This window comes from Lentzea sp. DG1S-22, assembly GCF_036321065.1.
GTDB classification, from domain to species: domain Bacteria; phylum Actinomycetota; class Actinomycetes; order Mycobacteriales; family Pseudonocardiaceae; genus Lentzea; species Lentzea jiangxiensis.
In genome coordinates this window covers 5,492,213-5,510,382 of sequence record NZ_CP143276.1, presented here as the reverse complement: position 1 = coordinate 5,510,382, position 18,170 = coordinate 5,492,213, and the positions used below count along the sequence as shown (strand labels likewise).

Here is an 18,170-nt window from a genome sequence, read left to right as displayed (position 1 = left end):
GGACTGGCTGCGCTGGGTGACGGAACGATGAACGTGACACCGGACTCGGTGAAGAACGACGTCGCGCCCGGAGCCGGTTCAGGACCTGCCCGATCCGCGGGATGGCGCCTGCGCAACTGGCGGTTGCGCACGAAGCTGCTCGCCGTTCTGCTCATCCCGACTGTCTGTGCGCTCGTCCTGGGTGGCCTGAGGGTGCGCAGCGACCTCCAGGCCGCGACGGAGCTCAACAACCTCGCGAACCAGATCCGCCTCGAGACGGCGGTCGCGGACCTCGTGCAGCAGCTCCAGCGCGAGCGGGACCTGTCGGTCAGCTACGTCGCGTCCAACAAGAAGGTCGACCGGGTCGTCCTCGAGCGCCAGCTGCGCCGCGTGAACGACACCACCGAGGCGTTCAACAACAAGATCGCCGAACTCAGCTCCGACCTGAACCCGGCGGCAGTCGAGCGCTTCCAGGTCGCGTTCAACCAGCTCAACCGCCTGAACAGCCTCCGCAACTCGGTGCGCGACACGCAGTACCCCGCCGAGGCCGTCCAGCGCACCTACTCGGAGTCGATCGAGACGCTCATCAACCTCGGTGAGCAGACGATCTCCGAGATCAACGACCCGGAACTGGTGCGACTGCACCTGACCACGAACGCCATCGCGCGCATCAAGGAGCAGGAGTCGCTCAAGCGGGCGATCCTCCTGGACGTCTTCCAGCGCAAGGCGTTCACGCCGGCCCAGCTGCGCGCCCTGCAGGCGGCCGACGCCGAGCTCGAAGCCGCCCGCAACGACTTCCGCAAGTCCGCGACGCCCGACCAGGCCAAGATCTACGACGACACCGTCACCGGCCTCATCGTCGACACCGCGAACGACATGCAGGAATCGGCGATCAACCAGCAGGCCGGCCGCAAGGACTTCACGCAGCTGACGTCCGAGAAGTGGGACATCGCGGCCACGCTGACGGTCAACCTGACCCGTGACGTCGAGAACCTGCTGGTCGAGCAGCTGCAGAACAAGACCGACGACCTCGCGGGCGCCACCAGGACCCAGGCGTACATCGCGTCCGCCCTGGTGCTCGCGTTCCTCGCGCTCGCGCTGCTCATGGCGCTGTTCGTCGCCCGCTCGATCCTCAACCCGCTGCGCACGCTGCGCCGCACCGCCCTCGACGTCGCCGACCACGGTCTCCCGGACGCGGTCGAGCGGATCCTCGCGGACCCCGACCCGGAGAACGCGGCGAAGAACGCAGTCGAGCCGGTGCCGGTGCACACCCGTGAAGAGGTCGGCCAGGTGGCGCGCGCGTTCGACGCGGTGCACGGTGAAGCGGTGCGGCTGGCCGCCCAGCAGGCCCTCCTGCGCGACAACGTCAACGCGATGTTCGTCAACCTCTCCCGTCGCTCTCAGGCCCTGGTCGAGCGCCAGCTGAACCTGATCGACCGCCTGGAGCAGGACGAGCAGGACCCGGACCAGCTGGCTTCGCTGTTCGAGCTGGACCACCTCGCGACCCGCATGCGCCGCAACTCGGAGAACCTGCTGGTCCTCTCGGGCACGGACCTGTCGCGGCGCCTGACCCGGCCCGTCCCGGCCGCCGAGGTCCTCGGTGCCGCGGTCTCCGAGGTCGAGCAGTACGCCCGCGTGCAGGTCGGCCAGACCCCGGACGTCACCGTCCAGGGCCGCGCGGTCAACGACCTCGTGCACCTCATCGCGGAGCTGCTGGACAACGCCACGGCGTTCTCCGACCCGGTCACCAAGGTCACCGTCCGCACGGCGAAGACCCGCAAGGGCGAGCTGGCGATCGAGATCCAGGACCGCGGCGTCGGCATGGGCGACCAGGAGATCATCGACGCGAACGACCGCCTGGCGGACCCGCCGGACGTCGACGTCGCCGTCTCCCGCCGAATGGGCCTGTACGTGGTCGCGCGGCTCGCCAAGCGCCACGACATCAAGGTCCGCCTGCGCGGCAACGAGGACATCGAGGGCGGCACGACGGCACTGGTGATCGTGCCGGAGACGCTCATCGCGATCCCCGGCCAGACGCCGGTCTCGACCCCGCCGTCCGGTTCCGGGTCGCTCGCCTCCGCGTTCGGCATGTCGCCGTCCGCGTCGGCCCCGGCGATGCCCTCGCCGATGTCCCCGGCCGAGCACACGACGGAGATCGGCGCCACCGCGACGAGGGCCAGCGGCATCGCGGGCGCCTTCGGCGGTGCCACCGGCGTCCAGCCGCGGATCGACGAGTCGAGCCCGAGCATCCCGGTCAGCTTCGTCCCGAGCCCGATCACCGACACCGGTGCCGGCGCGACGGCGATCCCGGTCTTCACCGACCCGCCGATCGAGGACGTGACGCCGTCCGAGCGGTGGCGCCGCGACCAGCTGGCCGCCGTGGAGCCCGAGGGGTCGTTCGGCGAGCCCACGCTCTTCACGGCCTACGAGGACCGCAACGAGGAAGCCGGCGAGATCTCCTTCGAGCCGGGCTACGAGACCACGCAGTTCGTGCCGATTCCCCCGATCGAGGACGAGCCCGCCTCGTCCAACGGCGTCTCGCGCGCCTCGGTCGACGAGGGCCGCCTCGACATCGGGATGGCACACCGCAACGGCACCTCGGAAGCCTCGCGCAAGAAGATCGAGCACGACCTGGACGCCCCGACGGAACGCCTGCCGATCTACGAGGCCGTCCTGTCGCAGTGGTTCCAGGCCGTCGGCAGCGAGACGTCCGCTTCGGCCGCTCAGCCGGTCCCAGCGGCCGCCGAGGGTGACGGCCGCGCCGACACCAACGGACACGTCGAGCCGAGGCTCGGCGGCGCCGACAAGGGTTCGGTCGAGTACATCGACGAGCCGGTGACGACCCCTCCGCTCTCGGACGGGCCCGAACCGGAGCTCCCGACCCGAACCCGCAAGCCCGTGCCGGCTGTGGCGCCCACGACCACGTCCGCCGCTGGTCTTCCCGTGCGCCAGCCGCGCGCGAAGATCCAGAAGGCGGCCGAGGAAGAAGTGATCGCACCCGCCGAGCAGGAGCGAGTTGTGGAACCGGAGCCCGTTGTGGAGGAGACTCCAGCGGCGGCACTCACTTCCGAGTCGGCTTGGCAGTCGCCTGCCGACGAGGGATGGCACGCGGCTCAGGCGTTGTTGAACAAGACGCCGGAGACGAAGACGACGGCAGGATTGCCGAAACGGACACCGAAGGCTCAGCTCGTGCCAGGCTCTGCAGCACCCAAGCCGCAGAGCCTGTCGCAGACAGCACAGCGCCCGCCGCTGCCGCCCCGCTCCGCTGACGCGGTGCGCGGACGGATGTCGAGCCTGCAGAGTGGTGTCAAGCGAGGCCGGCACGCATTGATCGAGGCATACGCTGGTGACCAGTCGAGCCGGCAGAACGAGGAGCAGGAGTGACGACCGCAGCGCAGCCAGGCAGCTTTGGTTGGCTTATCACCGACTTCGTGCGGAGGGTGCCCGGCGTGGCACATTCCGTTGTGGTGTCCGCGGACGGGCTGTTGCTCGCGGGATCCCAGGGCTTGCCCCGGGACCGCGCGGAACAGCTCTCCGCGGTCGCGTCCGGACTGGTCAGCCTCACCCAGGGTGCTGCCCGCTGCTTCGAGGCAGGCGGGGTCAACCAGACGGTCGTCGAGATGGAGCGGGGCTACCTGTTCCTCATGTCGATCAGTGACGGTTCTTGCCTTGCCGTTCTGGCGGCACCCAACTGCGACATCGGTCTCGTGGCCTACGAGATGACGCTGTTGGTGGAGAGAGTCGGTCAACAACTCACCCCTGAGCTGCGCGCGCAGCTTCAGGGCGTGGTCCGTCGCTAGACCTCATCTGAAGTTCAGGGGTGAGAACAAATGGCTGGTAGATCTGGCGCTAGAGGCCGTGGCTTCGGTAGGAACTTCAACTACCAGGAGTGGGCTTCTGGTGGGTTCCAGTTCGACGAGCCTGACGCGATACCCCAAGAACCAGAGGAAACCGAGGACGCGCCCCACGATGAGCGGGTTACAGGGCAAGGGCTAGGCGATATGTCTCAGCGTGAGGTGGACGACTCGTCGTCGTATCAGTACGACGACGTGCCGAACCGGTTCGACATAGACGGGTACGGCACCGGGCTGTTCGGTGGACCCGGTGCGGACCTCTTCGGCCAGCACGAGATGCCGGACGCGGTGCCGGAGCAGTTGCCGTACACAACCGGCCCGCACCCGGTGTACAGCACCGGCGCGCAGCCGGCGTACAGCACCGGTGCGCAGCCTCAAGTGCGTCCGGAGGAGAATGCTTCTGCGGACTCGGGTTCACTGGTGCGGCCTTACACGCGCACCGGTGGACGCACACGACCCGACTACGACCTTGCGATCGAGGCGCTGATCTCCACCAGCGAGAAGGGCCTCGAACGGGATGCCGCAGTTCTTCCCGAGCACAGGTCCATCTGCGGGCTGTGTGTGGACACGCGGTCGGTGGCCGAGGTCGCGGCACTCCTACGCTTGCCACTGGGCGTCGTTCGGGTGTTGATCGGCGACATGGCAAGCATGGGTTTGGTTTTGATTCACCAGGGCGGTCTGGTCGTGGGGGACCGGCCTTCCATGGAATTCCTGGAGAGGGTGCTCAGTGGGCTTCGCAGGCTCTAGTCCCCAGGGCGCCGAGGGCGCACGGAAGCCGACGACCTCCGCCAAGATCGTGGTGGCGGGTGGCTTCGGTGTGGGCAAGACGACGTTCGTCGGCTCGGTGTCCGAGATCGTCCCGTTGACCACCGAGGCGGTGATGACCGAGGCCAGCGCGGGGGTGGACGACCTCTCCGCCACGCCGAACAAGGTCACCACGACGGTCGCGATGGACTTCGGCCGCGTGTCGCTCGACAGCGACCTGATCCTGTACCTCTTCGGTACACCGGGTCAGCACCGGTTCTGGTTCATGTGGGACGACCTCGTGCGAGGTGCCATCGGCGCCATCGTGCTGGTCGACACCCGCCGCCTGGCCGACGCGTTCGCCTCGATCGACTTCTTCGACGACCGGCAGCTGCCGTACGTCGTGGGCGTCAACTGCTTCGACGGCCTCCTGCACCACAGGCTGGAGGACGTGCGCGAGGCGCTGACGATCGACGAGTCGGTGCCCATCGTCACGTGCGACGCGCGCAACCGGCAGTCGACCAAGCAGACGCTCATCACGCTGGTGGAGCACGCGATGCGCCAGTGGATGTCCGTCCGCGCGGGCTGAACTCCCTCCGCCGGAGTACGACCCGCACGACAACCGAACGAGGCGAGCGCCACCCGCGGGTGAGCGCTCGCCTCGTCGTTGTGCCCTGCTCAGCGCGGCGTCTTCGGGTACGCCCGCGTCAACCGACGCCACATCGCTGCACGACCACGTACGGGTGATTCGTGCATCCCCACCGGGTGATGATCGGCGGTCAGTCCTCGTCCACCAAAGCGGCGGACGTGACGCGGTGGAGCGGGAACCGCAGCACCTCTCCGTAGCTGTGGTCGTAGCCCTCGAGCACCCCGCCGCCCACCACGTGGGGCTCGATCACGCGCTGCGCCGCCGTGCCGTGGGAGTCGACGAACCCGACGAGCACCCTGCGACGCGCCCGTGCGGCCTGCTGGAGCAGGGACAGGGTCGCGGACGGACCGGCGCCGAGGTGGCCGGGGACGGCCACGCGTTCACCCCGCGGTGTCGCCGCGGCACGATCACCGGCGCGGACCAGCCGGACGAACTCGCCCAGCCGCTCGTCGGTGGGCACGGCCGGTGACGCCGGTTTGCGGGCGCTGCGCTGCCTCGGGGTGGTCCGGCGCCCACCCGGCCGCAGGTCGAGGACCTGGCCGTCGGGGCCCTCCGCCGCCGGGGCGAACCCGGCCGAGCGCAGCCCGTCCAGCACGTCGGCCAGCGGCAGCGGGCTGACCAGGACGGTCGGCGCGATCCGGCGCAGCTCCAGCCGGCCCGCCTCCGGGTGCGCGAGGACCTCGCTGATCAGCACCGGGTCGTCGCAGCGCAGGAACGAGCCCGCGGCGCCGCCGCGCAACCGGCCGTGGCGGCGCGCGGCGTCGTCGATCAGGTAGGTCAGCGACTGCGGGACGGGCGTGCGGGAGCGGAGCTTGAACAGCTCCTGCAGCTCGTCGGCGGTGCGCCCGGCGTCGAGCGCGCGGCGGACCGTGGCCTCGCTGACCCGGTAGACGGTGGCGCTGCCGGCCGACTCGACGTCCGCGACCAGGGCCAGCTCGTCGGCGAGCTCCGGTTCGAGCCTGCCGGGGGCGACGACGGTCAGGTCGGCCTGCACCAGCACGTGGTCGAGCGGTGCGGGCAGCGCGTCGCCGAGGGACTTGGCGGCGTGGCCGGGGCCCTCGTCGAGCAGCACGCGGCCCGCGCTCGTCAGCGCGCCGAGGGCCAGCACGCCGACCGCGGTGCCCTCCTCGACCGTCCAGCGCACCAGCTCGTCGCGCTGACGCCCGCCCCGGCGCGGTGAGCGCCAGCCGAGCAGCGCGGCGAGGTCGGCGGGGTTCGCGATCGAGGTGCCCCGGGGAACGCGCCGAGCGCCTCCAGGACCCAGCGGCGGTCGCGGGGAGCCTGGGCGCGGCGGATCTCGTCCGCGAGCGGGTTGAAGAGCTTGTCCTTCTCGTCGCGGCGGCCGATCAGCGCCGGCAGCCTCGGCAGCTCCAGCCACGCGTGGGCGACCGTGGCCCAGCGGACCTCGGCCGTCGCGGCGAGCCAGACGTCGGCCTTGGTCGTCGGCACCCACTCCGGTTCGGTGGCCTCGGTGTTCGCGACCAGGTCAGCGCCGACCACGAGCTCGATCAGCAGGGCCGCGCGCTGCTCGTCGACACCGAGGTCCTTGGCGGCCTTGCGCAGGTCGCGGACGCCCAGGCCGCCCGCCCGCAGCACCGGCGGCGGTTCGGCGGACCAGCTCGCGAGCAGGTTCTCGACGTGCCGGACGAGCTCCAGGGCCTCCCCGCCGCCGGTCGCGTCGACGCTCGACTGCTGCAACGCCGTGGTCTTCGGCTTCGGCTCGGTGACCTGGATCGGGCCGAGCGGGCGTTCGCCGCGCAGTTCGAGGGCGATCTCCCGTGGCAGCTCCACGGTGCCGGGGTCGCGCCGCAGCAGCAGACCGCGCGCCAGGAGCCGTTGCACCGGCGTCTCCGCCTTCTCCAGCGGCACGACCCGCGAGGCGTCCTTGGTGTCGCCGATGGGCGGGCCGGCGGCGAGCTTCCGCAGGACGCGCTGCTCGCCCTCGCTGATGCCGTCGAGGTCGTAGGTCTGCCCCGTCGACCTGCCCAGCCCGCCGGGGTGGGAGCCGAACGCCTCGCGCGTGAGGGGCGGGACCGACAGCGCGTCGTCGTCGCCCCACGCCAGTGCCAGGGACCGCAGCCGCGCGAGCGCCTGCTTGAGAGGCTTGGGCTTCACGTCCGGCCCGAGCAGGCCCGCGAGTGTGGGCAACGCCACGGGCGCGGCGTCCGCGCCCTGCACGACCAGGCCTTCGAGCACGGCCAGCGTGAACGTGTCGAGGTCCTCGCAGGCGCGCGCGATCGACGCCCTGGTGCCGACCCGTGTCGCGAGCACGGACATATCGGCAGGTGGGGGCGTTGCCAGGTCCGGACGCGCGCGCAGCAGCGCCACGAGCGAGGCGTCGTCCTGGGCGCGCAGCCAGTCGGCGAGAGTGATGCCGGACATTCTCACCACGGTATATGGGTCGCTGGAGATCGCGTCGTGCTCTGTCACACTTGTGGCGTCATCGGCAGGCACCACCGAGGAGGAGAACGTGGCGAAAGGACGCCCTGGACGGGTCGACCCGCACTGGCCGGATGGCCCCGACGGCGGTCACCCCGTCACCGAACTGACCAGCGACCTGCAGGGTGCGCTCTCCCCGTTCGGCACGGTGACGTTCCCGCTGCCGGTGGACGACCTGCCCTACACGCACCCGGTCACCGAGATCAACAAGTCCTGAACGTCCTCATCGGACTGTCAGGGCGGTCTTAAAACTGCCGAGTCGCGTGCGTACCGCAAAGGGCCCGGGGATAGGCTCGTTTCCCGCTTGAGCAGCACTTCGTGGGAGGACGACGATGCCGGTCCCCGGCCCTGGTTACTCGATCACCGTTCGACTGGAGGCGCCGCCGTCAGCGAGCGCCGCGGGTGACCTCACCTCGGCCGTCGGCCGCGCGGGCGGTGTGATCACGGCGTTCGACGTCGTGGAGTCGCACAACGACCGCGTCGTCATCGACCTCACCTGCAACGCCCTCTCGGCGAACCACGCCAAGGACATCACCGACACGCTGGAGACGCTGCCCGGCATCGTCGTCCGCAAGGTGTCGGACCGCACGTTCCTCGTGCACCTCGGCGGCAAGATCGAGATCTCGTCGAAGGTCCCGCTCCGCAACCGCGACGACCTCTCCCGCGCGTACACGCCGGGTGTCGCCCGCGTCTGCGAGGCCATCGCCAAGAACCCGGACGACGCGCGCCGCCTGACCATCAAGCGCAACACCGTCGCCGTGGTCACCGACGGCTCGGCCGTGCTCGGTCTCGGCAACCTCGGTCCCGCCGCCGCCCTGCCCGTGATGGAGGGCAAGGCCGCGCTGTTCAAGAAGTTCGCCGGCGTCGACGCCTGGCCGGTCTGCCTGGACACCCAGGACACCGAGGAGATCATCCGCGCGGTGGAGCTCATCGCTCCCGTGTACGGCGGCATCAACCTCGAGGACATCTCCGCTCCGCGCTGCTTCGAGATCGAGGCCCGCCTGCGCGAGAAGCTCGACATCCCCGTCTTCCACGACGACCAGCACGGCACGGCCATCGTCGTCGTCGCCGCCCTGCGCAACGCGCTGCGGGTCGTGAACAAGGACATCAAGGACTGCCGCATCACGGTCTGCGGTGTCGGCGCCGCCGGTTCCGCGATCATCCGCCTGCTGCAGGCCCAGACGCCGGGCGACATCATCGCCGTGGACGTCGACGGCATCGTGCACCGCGACCGCCCCGGCCTCGACTCGAACCTGAAGTCGATCGCCGCGTCGACCAACAAGGACAACCAGTCAGGACGCCTGCACGACGCCCTGGTCGACTCGGACGTGTTCATCGGCGTCTCGGCGCCGAACCTGTTCGGTGCCGAGCAGGTCGCCACGATGGCCAAGGACGCCATCGTGTTCGCGCTCGCCAACCCCGACCCGGAGATCGACCCGATGGAGGCCCAGCAGCACGCCGCCGTCGTCGCGACCGGCCGCTCGGACTTCCCGAACCAGATCAACAACGTCCTGGCGTTCCCCGGCGTCTTCCGCGGCCTGCTGGACGCGCACGCCAAGACCATCACCGACGCGATGCTGCTGGCCGCCGCGGCCGCGATCGCCGACGTGGTGGACGGCGACCGCCTGAACGCGTCGTTCATCGTCCCGTCGGTCTTCGACAACACCGTCGCGCCCGCCGTGGCCGAGGCGGTCCGCAAGGCGGCGGCCTCCTAGAGGGCCGTTCGACAGGGGGCAACGGTCAGAGGCAGGCCTACGATCGCCGTATGACCAAGCAGTTCACCCACCTGGACTCCCAGGGCGCGGCCCGGATGGTCGACGTCTCCGGCAAGGAGCAGACCACCCGGACCGCCGTGGCCACCGGAATCCTGCACACGACCGCCGAGGTGGTCGAGCTGCTGGGAGCCGACGGCCTGCCCAAGGGCGACGCCCTGGCCACCGCCCGGATCGCGGGCATCATGGCGGCCAAGCGCACCTGGGAGCTCGTGCCGCTGTGCCACCCGATCGCCCTGTCGTCGGTGGTGGTCGACCTGGCCCTGGCCGAGGACTCGGTCCTGATCACGGCCACGGTCCGCACCACCGACCGCACGGGCGTCGAGATGGAGGCCCTGACCGCGGTCTCCGTGGCCGGCCTGACCCTGCACGACATGGTGAAGTCCGTCGACCCGGCGGCCTCGCTGGACGCGGTGCGGGTGCAGCGCAAGGAAGGCGGCAAGACCGGCCTGTGGGAACGCCCGTGAAGGCGGTGGTGATCACGGCCTCGAACCGCGCCGCCGCCGGCGTGTACGAGGACCGCAGCGGTCAGATCATCCTGGCGTGGCTCGTCGAACGCGGGTTCTCGGCGTCCACGCCGGTGGTCGTGCCGGACGGCGAGCCGGTCCGCGAGGCCCTGGCCGCCGCGGTGGCCGGTGGTGCCGACCTGGTCGTGACGACCGGCGGCACCGGCATCAACCCGACCGACCGGACCCCGGAGATGACCAGGGCCGTGCTGGACTACGAGATCCCCGGCCTGGCCGACGCGATCCGCATGTCCGGCTGGCCGCGGGTCCCGGGCTCCGTGCTGTCACGCGGGGTGGCCGGCGTGGCGGGCCGGACGCTGGTCGTCAACCTGCCGGGCTCCACCGGAGGTGTGCGGGACGGGCTGGACGTCCTCGGCACCGTCGTGGAGCATGCGCTCGACCAACTGCGTGGAGGTGACCACCGATGAGCGTGGTGCTGCGGGCCGTCGTGACCTCGGAGCCGTTGTCGGTGCAGGAGCACGCCGCTCTCGTCGAGTCCGAACGCGCCGGCGCGGTGGTGACCTTCTCCGGTGTCGTCCGGGACCACGACGGCGGGCGGTCGGTGCTGGAGCTCGAGTACCACTCGCACCCCTCGGCCGAGGACGTCGTCGTCGAGGTGGTCTCCTCGCTGGCCACGAAGTACCCCGGCGTGCACGGGATCGCCGTGTCGCACCGGGTCGGGCCGTTGAAGATCGGTGACGTGGCCCTGGCCTGCGCGGTGGCCGCCGAGCACCGGGGGGAGGCCTTCGCCCTGTGCTCCGACCTGGTGGACGAGGTGAAGGCCCGGCTGCCGGTGTGGAAGCGGCAGGTGTTCTCCGACGGGCAGGACGAGTGGGTCAACTGCCCCTGAGCCCGGCCCTGGCGAGCCGGGATCTTCCGCGGCGCGCCTGGTCCTTGCTTGCTGCATCTCCGGTGGTGCCGGGCCCTGCCCGGCTCCGGTGAGCCGGGGCCGTCCGTGACGCGCCCGGCGCCTGACCCTCGCTCGCCGCACTTCCGGCGGTGCCGGACCCTGCCCGGCCCGGCCCGCCTCGACCAGCGCCCCGGCAGCCCGCGTCCACCCGCTGCCGCAAGCGCCCTTTCCGCGCCGGCCGAACCCGGAGACGCAGGCAGGGACCTCACCGTCGGGGGGTAACGGTGAGATCCCTGGTCCTGCGTCAGCCCACGGGTGCGGGGCCGGCGATCATGCGGCCTGTCCTGGTCCTGCTCAGATCAGGATCTTGTGGCCCGGGAAGATCAGGTCGGGGTTCGTGAGGAAGCCCTTGTTCTTCTCCACGATGGCCTGGTAGCCGCCCGCGACCTTGTTGGCCTCGGCGATCTTCGACAGGGTGTCGCCCGCCTTGATCTCGTAGTTGCCGTTCGGGTTCGACTTCGACGCGTCGACGACCACGACCGGCGCCTGCTGCACGGGGGCCTGGCGCTGCTGCTGCTGCTTCTGCTGCACCGGGGCCTTCCGCTGCTGCGGGGCCGGGGCGGTGCGCTGGGTGACCTGACCCGCGCCCAGCTTGGCGCTGCAGGCCGGCCACGCGTTGCGGCCCTGGCCGGCCAGCACGCGCTCGGCGACAGCGATCTGCTGCTCGCGGGAGGCGTTGGCCGGGTTGCCCTGGCCGCCGTAGGCGTTCCAGGTCTGCTGCGTGAACTGCAGGCCGCCGTAGTAGCCGTTGCCCGTGTTGGCGCCCCAGTTACCGCTTGCCTCGCACTGCGCGAGGGCGTCCCAGTCCATTCCGGGGGCGGCGTTGGCGGTGCCAACGGCCAGGCCCAGAGGGGCGCCGGCGATGATGCCGACAGCCGCGACCTTGGCGATAGTGCGAGCGGCGGAACCCTGCTTGCCCTTGCTGCCTCGGTTGAAAGCCATGTGCCTCTCGGTCCACCTGCACCTGCTGCCAGGAAACTCGGGTTCGGGCCCGGTGCGTTCCTGCGCTCCCAGTCCGGCGGTTTCTCTCGCTCGGGGATTTTCCGGAGAACCCCAGGACTGGGTTCGGTGCACGGTCCTCCGGTCTAGCTCGTGACTGGTCGGGGCCAGCCGAGGAGCGACCGTACGTAACCGCCGAGCCGGTCTCCAAATGTTTCGCGCTGTGACACGCATCACTGTAATGACTCGAAGACTTGTGCTAGGCCGACAAACATGCAGCTCAGAGCGCCGTTATCATTCCGTTTCCCTTCTGAGATCGATCGAGATCTATCACTCAAAGTGAGGCATGGCTCACGTGTGTCGACCGTTCGTGGCGGCTCCCGCGGCGCCTCCGAAAGGTGTCCGGCGGGGGCGCGACGCGGTCGACCGGAGCGGGCCGAGTCGCCAAGATCAGGTGCATGAGGATCGACGCGCTCCGCCGGGCTCTGGCCGCCGCACCGGGCCAGCCGGTCCCGTTCGACGACCTGATCGACGCCGTCTGGCCCGACAAGCGGCTGGCGAACCCCCGGCAGGCGCTGCGCAAGCTCGTACAACGGTTGCGCGCCACCGACCAGGTCGTCACCGAGACGTCCGGGTACCGGCTGGTGGCGCGCGGGCCGGAGCCGCGTCAGCTGCCCGCGGTTCTCCCCGACTTCGTGGGCCGCAAGGACGAGATCGCACGAGCGCTGGCGAGCGAGGCGCCCGTGCTCGCCGTCACCGGACCGCCGGGGGTCGGCAAGACCTCGCTCGCTGTCCACGTCGCGCACCGGCTGAGCGCGCGGTTCCCGGACGGTCAGTTGTACGTGAACCTGCGGGCGTTCTCGGAAGGCGAACCGGTCACCGCGAAGCAGGCGCTGTCGCGGTTCCTGCGCGCCCTCGGGACCGAGCAGGTCCCGGCGGCCCTCGACGCCCAGATCGCGCTGTTCCGGCAGCTGACCGCGCACCGCGCGGTGCTCGTGGTGATCGACAACGCCTCCCACGACCTCATCGGTCCGCTGTGCCCGGCGGGCGACAGGTCGCGAGCGATCGTCACCAGCCGCGCCGACCTGCCCGAACACGACCAGATCGTCGTCGGCGTCTTCACGGATGCCGACGCCCGCGCACTGCTCGACAACACGGGTGTCGCGGGCAGGCCCGACGAGCGTGCGGAGCTGATCCGGTTGTGCGCCCACCTCCCGCTCGCGTTGCGCATCGCCGCGGCGCACCTGGCGGAGCGCGACATCACCGACTACCTCACCGACCTGCGGGGCGAGAACAGGTTGGAGGCCCTGGAGATCGAGGGCGACACCGCGGTCAGGGCCACCTTCGAGCTCTCCTACCTCGCCCAGCCCGAACTGTCCCGCTCGCTCTTCCGGTTGCTGGGCCAGGTGCCGGGCGCGGACTTCCCGGTCGAGGCCGCCACGGCGTTGCTCGGCAGGGACGCGACGGTGCCGCTCGGCCACCTCGTCACCGCGAACCTCGTGCAACGCTCCAAGGAGCGGTACAGCCTGCACGACCTGCTCGGCGTCTACGCGCGCCGCCTTGGCGCGGACGCGCCCACCCGACTGTACGAGTACTACCTCCTCAACGCCGACGCGGCGGGCCGCACGCTCAACCCGGAACTGCAGCGGCTGGCGGTGCCGCCGCTGCAGGACGACCTGCCCGCGCACGACGTGGGCGACATGCCGAACGCGCTCGCCTGGCTCGACGCCGAACGCGCGAACGTGGTTGCGGCCGTGCTCGCCGCGGGGGACCGGCCGATCGCCTGGCAGCTGGCCGACTCGATGCGCGGCTACTTCCTGCGCCACGCTGCGAACGTGGCCGACTGGTACGTGTCCGCGCGGGCGGGCCTGCGAGCGGCGCAGGAACTCGGTGACGTCACGGCCGAGGCGAGCATGCGCGGCTCGCTCGGTCTCGCGCACTGGCGGTCGGGCAACTTCGTGGACGCGTTGCCCGAGTACGAGCACGCGGTCGCACTGGCACGTCGCGGCGACGACCTCCACTCGCTGTCGTCCTACGTCGGCAACCTGGGCATCATCCACTGGGAACTCGGCAACCTGGCCGAGGCGGCGAGAGCCATGCACGAGTCGCTGGGCATCGCGCCCACCCCGACCACGCTGTTCAACCTCGGCTGCGTCCTCACCGACCTCGGCCCGCTGCCGCTCGCGGTGTCGCGCTGCGAGGAGGCGTTGCGGATGGCGGCCGAGCGGAAGCTGACCGCAGGCGTGGCGTTCTGCCTGCACGGACTCGCGATCGCGCACCTCTTCATCGGCGACCTGGCCCGGGTGGCGAAGTACTTGGATGAGGTGGAGGCGCTCCTGACACCGGAGTTCGGCCCGACGTTCGAGTCCCGCGTCCTGGACGCCCGCGCGTTCCTCCTGCTCGAACAGGGGCGGTTCGAGCAGGCCGAGATCGTCTGCCGGCGCGCGGTCGAGGCGTCGGCGGGCGCCGAGAAGGAGATGGCAGAGGCGGACGCCCGCAGCACCCTCGGCACGGTGCTGCGGCGGCTCGGGCGGCTGGACGAGGCCGCCGCACAGCACGAACAGGCACTGATGACGTGCAGGGACGCCGCGTTGGCGCGCGGCCAGGTCCAGGCGCTCACCGGGCTGGCCGCCGACCTCCGGGAGCAGGGCGACCTGCAGGAGGCGCTCCACCGCGCCACCGAGGCGAGCAAGATCGCCGAACGGGGCCAGCTGCGGGTGCGCCGCGTCTAGGTCGAGGCCGAACTCGCGGAGATCCACCTGGCCGCGGGAGACCCCGCGCGGGCAGGACGGCACCGGCTGCGGGCCGGGGAACTGGCGCGCGAGACCGGGCGAACGGCGTGGGTGCGGAGGCTGGCTCAGCCGCCCGCGAACGGCGGCAGCACGTCCAGCTGAGCCCCGGCGGGCACGCGCGTCGACGTGTCGCGCACCGCCACGCCGTCCAGCAGGAAGCTCGACACCGCGAGGACCTTGCCGAGCTTGTCGCCGTGCCGTTCGCCGATGGTGCTCACCACGAGCGCCACGGTGGGCTCGGCGGCGTCGAGCAGCAGGTCCTCGTCGGCCACCCCGGCCGCGGCCCGCGCACCCGCGAAGTAGCGGACGTTCACGGCGGTGCTCACTGTCATCCTCCGATGGAGCTCATGGGGCGGTCGGGCTGCGAGAAGCCCTCGTCGTTGATGCCGTGACCGGCAGCCTTCGCCCACATCGTCGCGCGCCAGGCGTCGGCGATCGCGGAGTCGGGGGAGCCGTCGCGCAGCAGTGCGCGCAGGTCGGTCTCGCCGTTGCTGAACAGGCAGTTGCGGATCTGGCCGTCCGAGGTGAGCCGGGTGCGGTCGCAGGCGGCGCAGAACGGCCTGGTCACCGACGCGATGACGCCGACGACCGCGGGGCCGCCGTCGACCAGCCAGCGCTCGGCCGGGGCACCACCGCGCGGGACCTCCGACGGGGTGAGCGTGAAGGCGGCCGAGAGCTTCGTGAGGATCTCATCGGCCGTGACCATGTTCGTGCGCGTCCAGCCGTGCTGCGCGTCCAACGGCATTTGTTCGATGAACCGCAGCTGGTAGCCGTTCTCGACGCAGAACCGCAGCAGCGGGACGGCCTCGTCCTCGTTCACGCCGCGCATCAGCACGGAGTTGACCTTCACCGGCTCCAGCCCGGCCTCACGGGCGGCGTCGAGGCCGTCCAGCACGTCCGTGATGCGGTCTCGCCTGGTCAGCGTCGCGAACTTCGCGGGGTCGAGGGTGTCGAGCGAGATGTTGATCCGGTTCAGGCCGGCGTCCTTCAACGACCGCGCGCGCCGGGCGAGCCCGATGCCGTTCGAGGTCATCGACATGCGCGGACGCGGTTCCAGCTCGGCGGTCGCGGCGATGACCTGCTCCAGGCCGCGCCGCAGCAACGGCTCGCCGCCGGTGAACCGGATGTCCGTGACACCCAGGTCGACCACCGCGATCCGGATGAGCCTGATCAGCTCGGCGTCGGTGAGCAGCTCGTCCTTGGCCAGCCAGTCGAGGCCCTCGGCCGGCATGCAGTAGGTGCAGCGCAGGTTGCAGCGGTCGGTGAGCGAGACCCGCAGGTCCTTCGCCACCCGGGCGAACCTGTCGACGAGCAGGGGCGAGTCCGGACGCGTGGACGCGTCGGGTGTGCCGCGCACGACGGGTAGTCCCAACTCCACTGCTGTCACCTTGTTCAGCTTAATGAACAACTCCTTGCAGATGACTCCACGAACGAGATTTCTCACCGCCGCTCCGTTGGAGCAATGTCACAACAAATTGTTTTACTAGCTAAGATGTTCGGCATGGAACCGGAAGTGATGGAGAGGTTCACCTGGTACATGCGGGAGCAGAGCGCGCTCACCGTCATGTTCCACGCGCGCGTGGCTGAGCAGATGGGGCTGTCCGCGACCGACGAGAAGTGCCTCGATCTCGCCATTCGGGCGGAGGGACCGCTCACCGCCGGGCGCATCGCCGAGCTCTCCGGCCTGTCCACCGGTGCCGTCACGGGGGTGATCGACCGGCTGGAGCGCGCCGGTTATGTCCGCCGTGTCCGGGATCCGCGCGACCGCCGCAAGGTCCTCGTCGAGGTCACGCCCGGTGACCTGGAGAAGTTCGGCGCGCCGTTCGAGAAGGCCCGCGACAGCATGGTCGAGGTCCTGGAGCAGTTCGACGCGGCCGAGCTCGAGGTGATCGAGCGTTATCTCAAGCTCCAGACCGAGACGTTCCGCAAGCGCGTGATCGATACTTAGGCCATGTGGCACTACTTGATGGACATGGACGGCGTCCTCGTGCACGAGGAGCACCTGATCCCCGGAGCCGACGAGTTCGTCGCGGAGCTGCGCGCTTCCGAGACGCCGTTCCTCGTGCTCACCAACAACTCCATCTACACGCCACGGGACCTGCGAGCACGTCTGCAGCGCACCGGCCTGGACATCCCGGAGCAGTCCATCTGGACGTCCGCGCTGGCCACGGCCCGGTTCCTCGACTCGCAGCGCCCGAACGGCTCGGCGTTCGTCATCGGCGAGGCCGGCCTCACGACCGCGTTGCACGAGATCGGCTACGTGCTGACCGACCGCGACCCGGACTACGTCGTGCTCGGCGAGACGCGCACCTACAGCTTCACCGCGATCACGAAGGCCATCCGGCTGGTCGAGGAGGGCGCGAAGTTCATCGCGACCAACCCCGACGCCACCGGCCCGTCGCGCGAGGGCTCGCTGCCCGCGACCGGCGCCGTGGCGGCGTTGATCGAGCGCGCCACCGGACGTGAGCCGTACTACGTCGGCAAGCCGAACCCGTTGATGATGCGCTCGGCCCTGCGCGCCCTGGGCTCGCACTCCGAGCAGGCGCTGATGATCGGCGACCGGATGGACACCGACGTGCGGTCCGGCCTGGAAGCGGGCCTGTCGACCATCCTCGTGCTGTCCGGGGTCTTCAGCGCCGAGACGGCCGAGATGTACCCGTACCGGCCGACGCGCGTGCTGAAGTCGATCGCGGAGCTCGTCGGTCACTCCGCGGACCCGTTCGGCGACTGGACTGACCACTGACGCGCGAGGATCCATCACCTATCGTCGCGGAGGTGGACACGGATCGACGCCCGATGTACGTCGTGGGTGACGTGCACGGGCACCTAGCCGAACTGATCAGAGCGCTGCACGTCGCCGGGCTGTGCGACGAGGAGGGGCGCTGGTCGGGCGGCGAGGCCGAGCTGTGGTTCCTCGGCGACTTCGTGGACCGCGGTCCCGACGGCGTGGGCGTGATCGACCTGGTCATGCGGCTGGGCGAGGAGGCCGCGGAGGCGGGCGGCACGGTCAGCTCGCTCATCGGCAACCACGAGGTGCTGCTGCTCGGCATGCACCGGTTCGGCGACGAGCAGGTGCCGGACAGCCTCGGGCCGCGGTCGTTCGCGCGGAGCTGGCTGCTGAACGGCGGCCTGCGCAGCGACCAGGACCGGCTGACCGACGAGCACGTCGAGTGGCTCACCACGAGGCCCGTGCTGAAGCTGCGCGACGACCACCTGCTGATGCACTCCGACACGGCGGCCTACCTCGAATGGGGGTCCTCGATCGAGGAGGTCAACGAGGCCGTCCGCCAGGTGCTCCAGAGCGACGACCTGGTCGAGTGGTGGGAGTGCTGGCGCAAGATGACGACCCGCTACGCGTTCCGCGGTCCGCAGGGCCCGGAGATCGCGGACGAGCTGCTCGCGACCCTCGGCGGCAGCCGGATCGTGCACGGGCACAGCGTCATCGCCGACCAGCTCGGGGTGCCGCCGGAGGAGATCGACGGGCCTCTCGTGTACGCCGGCGACAAGGTGCTGGCGATCGACGCGGGGCTCTACAGCGGCGGTCCGTGCCTGGTCGTGCCCTTGCCATACGCGGGAGCCTGACTAC

16 protein-coding genes and 1 pseudogene are annotated in these 18,170 nt (G+C 70.6%); 13 read left to right on the top strand and 4 right to left on the bottom strand.

Going from position 1 to position 18,170, the window contains the following annotated elements:
- The first annotated feature begins 27 nt into the window (after positions 1-27).
- From V1227_RS25560 to V1227_RS25545, 4 genes are read left to right on the top strand one after another with little or no spacing between them, the layout of a single operon-like run.
- On the top strand, positions 28-3,363 hold the full coding sequence (locus tag V1227_RS25560; protein ID WP_329788014.1) for a nitrate- and nitrite sensing domain-containing protein: 3,336 nt from the start codon (positions 28-30) through the stop codon (positions 3,361-3,363).
- Positions 3,360-3,779, top strand: coding sequence for a roadblock/LC7 domain-containing protein (locus V1227_RS25555; RefSeq protein ID WP_030470879.1), 420 nt, complete (start codon positions 3,360-3,362; stop codon positions 3,777-3,779). The genes V1227_RS25560 and V1227_RS25555 overlap by 4 nt, the downstream gene beginning before the upstream one ends.
- Before the next feature lie 30 nt (positions 3,780-3,809).
- The gene (locus V1227_RS25550) at positions 3,810-4,580 is read left to right on the top strand and encodes a DUF742 domain-containing protein (RefSeq protein ID WP_329788013.1); all 771 of its coding nucleotides are present in this window, start codon (positions 3,810-3,812) and stop codon (positions 4,578-4,580) included.
- Positions 4,561-5,166 (top strand): GTP-binding protein, encoded by a 606-nt coding sequence (locus tag V1227_RS25545; RefSeq protein ID WP_030470877.1) that lies wholly within the window; start codon positions 4,561-4,563, stop codon positions 5,164-5,166. The genes V1227_RS25550 and V1227_RS25545 overlap by 20 nt, the downstream gene beginning before the upstream one ends.
- 190 nt (positions 5,167-5,356) lie before the next feature.
- On the opposite strand, the pseudogene V1227_RS25540 reads toward V1227_RS25545, so the two are convergent.
- Positions 5,357-7,608: pseudogene (locus V1227_RS25540) on the bottom strand (helicase-associated domain-containing protein).
- 88 nt (positions 7,609-7,696) lie between these two features.
- Here V1227_RS25540 and V1227_RS25535 point away from each other — a divergent pair.
- The 5 genes from V1227_RS25535 (at position 7,697) to V1227_RS25515 (ending at position 10,793) form a co-directional block, all read left to right on the top strand.
- Positions 7,697-7,882, top strand: a complete 186-nt coding sequence (locus tag V1227_RS25535) for a hypothetical protein (RefSeq protein ID WP_090097748.1) — start codon at positions 7,697-7,699, stop codon at positions 7,880-7,882.
- Positions 7,883-7,997: 115 nt separating this feature from the next.
- A complete protein-coding gene (locus V1227_RS25530; RefSeq protein WP_329788012.1) occupies positions 7,998-9,380 on the top strand; it encodes an NAD-dependent malic enzyme in 1,383 nt (460 codons plus the stop codon).
- A 50-nt stretch (positions 9,381-9,430) separates the two neighbouring features.
- Positions 9,431-9,904 carry a cyclic pyranopterin monophosphate synthase MoaC gene (gene moaC, locus V1227_RS25525; RefSeq protein WP_090097419.1) on the top strand — a complete coding sequence of 158 codons (474 nt, stop codon included), beginning with the start codon at positions 9,431-9,433 and terminating at the stop codon, positions 9,902-9,904.
- Positions 9,901-10,371: a MogA/MoaB family molybdenum cofactor biosynthesis protein gene (locus V1227_RS25520; protein WP_236220617.1), complete on the top strand. Its 471-nt coding sequence runs from the start codon at positions 9,901-9,903 to the stop codon at positions 10,369-10,371. Before moaC ends, V1227_RS25520 begins: the two co-directional genes overlap by 4 nt.
- A complete protein-coding gene (locus V1227_RS25515; protein WP_236220616.1) occupies positions 10,368-10,793 on the top strand; it encodes a molybdenum cofactor biosynthesis protein MoaE in 426 nt (141 codons plus the stop codon). The genes V1227_RS25520 and V1227_RS25515 overlap by 4 nt, the downstream gene beginning before the upstream one ends.
- Before the next feature lie 354 nt (positions 10,794-11,147).
- Here the strand turns inward: V1227_RS25515 and V1227_RS25510 are convergent, their stop codons facing one another.
- On the bottom strand, positions 11,148-11,795 hold the full coding sequence (locus tag V1227_RS25510) for a transglycosylase family protein (protein ID WP_329788011.1): 648 nt from the start codon (positions 11,793-11,795) through the stop codon (positions 11,148-11,150).
- Positions 11,796-12,250: 455 nt separating this feature from the next.
- Between V1227_RS25510 and V1227_RS25505 the strand changes: the two genes are divergently transcribed.
- Positions 12,251-14,524 carry a tetratricopeptide repeat protein gene (locus tag V1227_RS25505; protein ID WP_329788010.1) on the top strand — a complete coding sequence of 758 codons (2,274 nt, stop codon included), beginning with the start codon at positions 12,251-12,253 and terminating at the stop codon, positions 14,522-14,524.
- A gap of 125 nt (positions 14,525-14,649) precedes the next feature.
- On the opposite strand, the gene V1227_RS25500 is transcribed toward V1227_RS25505, so the two are convergent.
- Both V1227_RS25500 and moaA read right to left on the bottom strand, forming a co-directional pair.
- Entirely contained in the window at positions 14,650-14,916 is a 267-nt protein-coding gene (locus tag V1227_RS25500; protein ID WP_329788009.1) for a MoaD/ThiS family protein, read from the bottom strand.
- Positions 14,913-15,971 (bottom strand): GTP 3',8-cyclase MoaA, encoded by a 1,059-nt coding sequence (gene moaA / locus V1227_RS25495; protein WP_329788008.1) that lies wholly within the window; start codon positions 15,969-15,971, stop codon positions 14,913-14,915. Before moaA ends, V1227_RS25500 begins: the two co-directional genes overlap by 4 nt.
- Before the next feature lie 114 nt (positions 15,972-16,085).
- Here moaA and V1227_RS25490 point away from each other — a divergent pair, with 114 nt between their 5' ends.
- The 3 genes from V1227_RS25490 to V1227_RS25480 are packed head-to-tail and all read left to right on the top strand — an operon-like array spanning position 16,086 to position 18,166.
- Positions 16,086-16,532: a MarR family winged helix-turn-helix transcriptional regulator gene (locus V1227_RS25490; protein ID WP_236220612.1), complete on the top strand. Its 447-nt coding sequence runs from the start codon at positions 16,086-16,088 to the stop codon at positions 16,530-16,532.
- Positions 16,533-16,535: 3 nt separating this feature from the next.
- Entirely contained in the window at positions 16,536-17,327 is a 792-nt protein-coding gene (locus V1227_RS25485) for an HAD-IIA family hydrolase (protein ID WP_329788007.1), read from the top strand.
- 53 nt (positions 17,328-17,380) lie between these two features.
- Entirely contained in the window at positions 17,381-18,166 is a 786-nt protein-coding gene (locus tag V1227_RS25480; RefSeq protein ID WP_329794109.1) for a metallophosphoesterase, read from the top strand.
- The last annotated feature ends 4 nt before the right edge of the window (positions 18,167-18,170 follow it).

What these genes read in the sequence shown, in the direction of transcription:
- V1227_RS25560 (WP_329788014.1), top strand. Translation starts at nt 28, where the DNA reads ATGAACGTGACACCGGACTCGGTGAAGAACGACGTCGCGCCCGGAGCC.
- moaC (WP_090097419.1), top strand. Translation starts at nt 9,431, where the DNA reads ATGACCAAGCAGTTCACCCACCTGGACTCCCAGGGCGCGGCCCGGATG.
- V1227_RS25485 (WP_329788007.1), top strand. Translation starts at nt 16,536, where the DNA reads ATGTGGCACTACTTGATGGACATGGACGGCGTCCTCGTGCACGAGGAG.
- V1227_RS25550 (WP_329788013.1), top strand. Translation starts at nt 3,810, where the DNA reads ATGGCTGGTAGATCTGGCGCTAGAGGCCGTGGCTTCGGTAGGAACTTC.
- V1227_RS25500 (WP_329788009.1), bottom strand. Translation starts at nt 14,916, where the DNA reads ATGACAGTGAGCACCGCCGTGAACGTCCGCTACTTCGCGGGTGCGCGG.
- V1227_RS25490 (WP_236220612.1), top strand. Translation starts at nt 16,086, where the DNA reads ATGGAACCGGAAGTGATGGAGAGGTTCACCTGGTACATGCGGGAGCAG.
- V1227_RS25510 (WP_329788011.1), bottom strand. Translation starts at nt 11,795, where the DNA reads ATGGCTTTCAACCGAGGCAGCAAGGGCAAGCAGGGTTCCGCCGCTCGC.
- V1227_RS25505 (WP_329788010.1), top strand. Translation starts at nt 12,251, where the DNA reads ATGAGGATCGACGCGCTCCGCCGGGCTCTGGCCGCCGCACCGGGCCAG.
- V1227_RS25515 (WP_236220616.1), top strand. Translation starts at nt 10,368, where the DNA reads ATGAGCGTGGTGCTGCGGGCCGTCGTGACCTCGGAGCCGTTGTCGGTG.
- V1227_RS25480 (WP_329794109.1), top strand. Translation starts at nt 17,381, where the DNA reads ATGTACGTCGTGGGTGACGTGCACGGGCACCTAGCCGAACTGATCAGA.
- V1227_RS25530 (WP_329788012.1), top strand. Translation starts at nt 7,998, where the DNA reads ATGCCGGTCCCCGGCCCTGGTTACTCGATCACCGTTCGACTGGAGGCG.